This window comes from Geminocystis sp. M7585_C2015_104, assembly GCA_015295805.1.
Lineage (GTDB): Bacteria > Cyanobacteriota > Cyanobacteriia > Cyanobacteriales > Cyanobacteriaceae > DVEF01.
Genome location: DVEF01000023.1, coordinates 1 through 5,751 on the forward strand (window position 1 = coordinate 1; position 5,751 = coordinate 5,751).

Annotated in this window: 2 protein-coding genes; one reads left to right on the plus strand and one right to left on the minus strand. The window is 40.4% G+C overall.

The genetic code is table 11. From position 1 onward, the window contains the following. The coding region (locus IGQ44_02850) for a hypothetical protein (GenBank protein ID HIK36918.1) at window positions 1–3,590 on the minus strand (3,590 nt) is incomplete at its 3' end. A 1,265-nt stretch (window positions 3,591–4,855) separates the two neighbouring features. Between IGQ44_02850 and IGQ44_02855 the strand changes: the two genes are divergently transcribed. Then, window positions 4,856–5,751 (plus strand): hypothetical protein (locus tag IGQ44_02855; GenBank protein ID HIK36919.1); only part of this gene is annotated, 896 nt, incomplete at its 3' end.

Sequence of the window (5,751 nt, forward strand, 5' to 3'; positions counted from 1 at the left end):
GGCGACAATGAGGTAATGAGATTATCAGATGCCAATTGACTTTTTGAAGAGACGGGTATATTGCCGGATGAGATAATTTTTTTGTCAGTGGAGGTAGGAAAAACTACAGTCGACTGGTTAGTAAAAAGGGGGGATAAAAAGGAGGATAGCCATCCTGGGGGTTTTTCATGGAAAGTGGTGGGGAGGGGGTAGGATAGACCATTATTACTTTTAGACTGGGGGGTATTGTTGGATTGGAGGGGTGTAGGGAGGGAGGTATATTTTCTTGGTTGAAAACTCATGTCGTCTTTTCTAGGAATTTGAGGCTGGGGGGATATATATAAGTCTTTGGCAGAGGCATATCTCCTTGACTGAAAAATCGTGGGTATATCCTCAAACTCAAAAATTCCCCAACTAGTCAACAATGGTTGGATATCTGTGGGGGGGAGATTAATAGCAAGCCTAAGACTGGGTTTGTCTTTCAGAGGCAATAATTTTCCCTGAAAAAGATATTGATTGTTTTGATGTGTTAGGTTGCCATTGACTATATTGATTGCCTCTTTTTCTCTAATCAATTCGGCGGTAATAGTGTCACCTTGCCAGTGATTTAAAGAGGGTTTACGAATAGTCAACCTGGAGGTAAGCAAATTTAGACTTTTGACATTCAACTCCACTCTGCCAGAAAGACTGCCACTGATTTTAATATCTCTAATGTTGGCGGGGAGAAGGTGACGGGTAGACTGGAAGACTGTAGCGAGGGGTATATTACTCAAATCTACTGACATGTGGGGGGAAGAGTGTGGTGTCATTCCGGCGATGGTTGTTTCCCCATGCCTGAGATAAATTTGGTGAGGGGAAAAGTCTGGATTTAGTCTTAATAACAATTTTTCTTGTTGATTCTCACTTTTCAGACTCAATGTTATTTCTCCACTGTTAGCCTCTAAATTCCCTTTTAGGGGGGAGAAGTTAAAACCCGCCAACCGGAAATCACTTAGAATGACATTCCCCTTTAGCCGTGGCTGTGACAAGTCTCCCCTCAAATTGCCGTCAAAGTCAAATTTTCCTCGGTATTCGGGAATTTGTGATGGTAATGGCAACTTTGATAGACTAATACCCTTGCCAGTGATGTCTAAATCGAGATTTTTGATTTTATTCTCAGAATAGTCGTAAGCAATAATCCCTTTTGCTATCCAATTGTCTACAATCCCTCGATTTATCTTAAAGTATTTCCCATTCCAGGAAAAGGTAATTTCCAGAGGTTTAGTGATGGCGGCAAAACCTTTACTAAATTTTAACTCCCCTTGTAAATAGGTTTTTCCAGGGGTTAGATGGTCAACATCACCAACGAGATTTACTTTGCCTCTTACTTCTCCACGCCAATAACCCCTTTTTGGCAGGGAAAACCTATGGATAATAGCCTCTGCTTTCAGCTGATTGCCGTTTAGGGAGATATTTGTCAATTCTGCCTTTCCCTGGGGTGAATCAATTATCCCTTTTCCCCTTATGCTGATAATCCTGTCACCACTAGAGGCGGGGGATTTTGTACCCATATCCCTTATTTTTCCCCCGAGGATGAGGTTTGCGTTGACTTTGGTGTCAGTCAGGGGGATTGATGGGGATTGCAAGTTAATTCCTTTTCCCCAAGGAAGTTTTTTTATATCTAATCCCTGTGTTTTGACAACGGTTTGCCAGTAGTCGCCTTGAATGCTGGTATTTTCTAGGTTGATTAGACTACCCCGGTAGTTTATATGGAAGTTACCTGTTAGTTTTGTTTTCGCTGGATTTTGAGTATCTCCCAGTAAATGGAAGAAGCCGTCTAGATGGGAGTTGTCACATTTCCATTTTTCACAATCTATAAAAGGTATTTCTTTTAGACTGATGCCAAATACCTTTACATCCGCCTGCCAAGACTGTCGGTTTAGTTGTAGATTATTGACTTTTGCTTTGCCGCCAGAAGTCTGTAGTTGAAAAAAACCCGTCAATCGGAAGTCTTCTAGTTTTTGCCAGTTGCCGGAGAGTTTATAATTCCCAACAACTTTTCCAATGGGGATAGGAGGGGTTTGTTGATATAGGCTAGTTAGTTTTCCCGCGGGTATATTTTTGCTTTCTATATCTAGATGATAATTGCTATTTTTTTTGTCTAAGACTATCTTGCCTTTAGCTGCTATTTCTCCTCCCATTTGTGGTTTTAGTTGCAATTTGTCAATGGTGAGGAGGGAATCGGCTATAGTTATGTTGGCGGCAAGACTATGGAGGGGGATTCTATCCACTTTGACTTGCTGATGGTTAACAATATTCCCCTTGATTATTGGTTTTTCTGGTTTGCCATATACACTTACTTCTCCTTTAATTTTGCCTGCCAAATTCCATTTAGGTTTTGGTAGACGGAGGGAGGAAATGACATCTCCTATTCCTACTGGTTGTTTTATCTTAGCCTGTAGATTTAATTCTTTCCCTTTAATGACTCCACTTGCCACCAGTGGGATTAAACCAAGATTGGTATTAACCTGTTGGAGAAGTATTTGTTTGTCTGCCAATTGGATTTTGCCACTGGTAGCCGACAGGGGTTTAGGAAGTCTAGGTATAGTTAAGTCTACCCCTTGTAACTGAATACTGCCTTTTATTTTTTCTAGTCCATCTTGTTTTAATTTTAGGTCTAACAGTGCGGAAATTCTACCATTGTCGAGGGTGATAGGTAGGGAGAAAAGATTTAGCTGGTTGATGATGGCAGTGGGTATGAGTGAGGCATTTACTTTGAGTTGCCATTTCCTGTCATCAAATTTTTTCAACCCTTCTACGGTTACTTTCTCACCGGTTTGCAGGAAAATGGTGGAATTGAATAGTAGATTAGTCTTTGCCGGTTGAATTGTCAATTGGGGTATTCGGAAATTTAGATGGGTGTTATCTTTGGGATTGCTTTTTACAGTTAGATATTGATTAGTGAGTCGGATTTCGTTGACGGATATGTTAAAATCAAGAGGCAGAGTGGAGGGTTTTGGCTTCAGATTTAACTTCAACCATTTTCCATCCTCATCCCGTTGCAAAAAAGTTCGCACATTGTTCAAGTGTATATTTAATTTTATCTCCCTATTCAACAAATCGAGAGGATTTATGGTAACAGTCACGCTTTCAGCGACTAAGTAGTCATTGTCTGTTTGAGTCTTGTGGATGAAGGTTTTGCCGAAACTAACCCCTGTTGGAGACACTCTTTCAACACTACCTAGTTTAACGGGCCGGGATATATATTCACTCAACGACTCTTCTAATAGAGGTATTAACTTTCTGGTGATGAAATACCAACCATAACCCCCTCCCCCTCCCAACAATAATAAAATCAAACACACCAACAGGGGGATTTTCCTTGGTTGTTTTTTCTTTTCCTCCGTCTCTGTTATTGTCTGACTTGGGGGGGTTGTATTATTTTCGCCATCACTTTTTTCTACCCTCATTTCTCCTGTTTGACTGCCGGCAACACCTTCTGGATTTCCTGCTGTATAGCCAGTCTGATTGTCAGTATTGCCAACTGTTAAGTCGCCTTTGTCGTTTTGTCTGATACTCTCAAGGGGATTATCTTCATGAGGGTTGTTGTGACTATTGCTGTTGTTTCCCATTTTTCCATTGGAGGAATGTCTGGCTTTGTAAGGGGATTTTTCCTTCTAGGTTAGCTTATTGTGCCACTTCCTTGCCACTTTTTTTACCCCAATCTAATCCACAGAGTCTTTCACAACGGTAATAGTCACACTGGGGGTAATAGCGATGGCGACAATAATACTGATAATGACAGCAAAAACGAGTAACACTGAAAGTGATAATAAAGATACAAAAGGGATACACAGATGGGTTTAAAATCTCACAGTCAGTGATGTGGAGTTAGATTATGTATTTGTTGCCATGGGGTTGTGGGTTGAAGTCACCCTGTTTACCGCTGCTTCCCGTGGATTCATGTCTAAATCCAATTTTCATTAGGTTTAATTAAAAAGAATTATGACACTTCAAACCCACTTATCTGTATGCTTCAAATTCATTTGTCTTTTCTTTCCTTTAATTTGTAGATTTATGATTGTACTTTTATTTGTGGAAATAAGGATACTTGGAATCAACTTGTTTGTGTTTTTTAGAGATAATCCCCCCTTCTCAGAAAATGGAGACAGTTGGCAATTGGCAAATCATTTAACCAACTTACTTCAACTTCTTGAGGCTGGAGGCTATAGAGGCAAATGTAAGACTGCTGTATCGTCTTTATTCCTTCCACCTTGCCACAAGTGGGGGTATAGATGGCCATGTTTTATGTTAGCAGGCTGGTGGGCAACAGTCAAGGGGCTCTTGAATTTGTCTTAGCATATGGATTTCCATTAACTGCCTCCGGCGGGTGGAGAGTCTTTATTTTATTTGTATGCCGTCTAAGGGGAAAAGTCTACTGTTTATAATCCTCTGTATTCTTGTTATACTGGGGGGCAGTGCAGTTTAGAGGTTTTAACTGTTACTAGTTTGAGTTTTGGCATTTTCTGCTATTTCCAAAGAGAATTATCATCATCGGAATTTCTTTCCCTTAGCAATTAAAATATTTCCTCGTCTTTTTTACTCGCCACCAATCACTAATCCAATAGTCTTTTCAGACAAACTATTAGTGTAGTTACATTACTATAATCTCTTTCCAGATTGAAAAGTGAATGAGTATATCTTTTCCTATTGGTATAAACTCGGATAAACAATCATTAACACATTATACCTCAGTCCTGCAAATAATCTAGTAAGTCTTACTGTCTTCTTGCCGCCAAGTCAGTGGTTGGTGTCGCTATCAAAATAAACACCCCTCCCCTTGCCGGCAAATACTCTGTAAAACAAAATATTTATAACAGTATTTTCTACTCTGCCGTTGAGTTTTCAACTAAGAAAATACGCCTCCTCCTATAAACCCTCCCAGTCTAAAAATACCCCCCAGTCTAATAATAATAGTGATAATCATCTTTTCCACCCTCTCGCCACCACTTTCCATGAAAAACCACAGTGGATTTTAGTTTTTCCTACCTCCACTGACAAAAAAATTATCTCATCCGGCAATATACCCGTCTCTTCAAAAAGTCAATTGGCATCTGATAATCTCATTACCTCATTGTCGCCTCAAACAACTACCCCCCCTTCCCCCTCCACTGTATCCCCGGCCAAAGCCACTTCTTATGCCACTGATATATCTGTTTTTCCAGACAACCTGACATTATTATCTTGCCCCACCTTTCCAGTCAAAGAAACTATTGCTTCAGATAATCAGTCGGCAAGGAGATATTTTCCTCCTTCAGACAACCAGTCTTTATTCCCCTCTTCTGGTAAGACGATTATACCACAAGAGAAGCCTCTAGCAAATTTGGTTTTATTATCCCCCCCTTATACCCATAAGGGGAAGAATGAAACTACATCCAATGAAGGTATAATTCAAGTCAGAGACAACCAATGGCAACTAACACACCCCTATCTCAATAAACAAATAAGCCAACAGTCAGTATTAGTCATCCCCCCCACCAACCACTGTTATTCCTATTTCAGCTACAATACAACCCTCTTTTCAGACAATCAGTTAAACAGTCAGTCATCATTGTCATCCACTCCAATTTCAACATCAACCTTCTCCCCCCACGCGACTTCCCTTTGTGATATCCCCTCAAACAACCAATTCTCTAAAGTATCCCCCCTTTTCTCAAACGACAATTCTGTCTCAGTATTCTCTTGTCTGGTTAACCGTGTTATCCCCCCCGGCAACCAGTCAGCATACCCCCC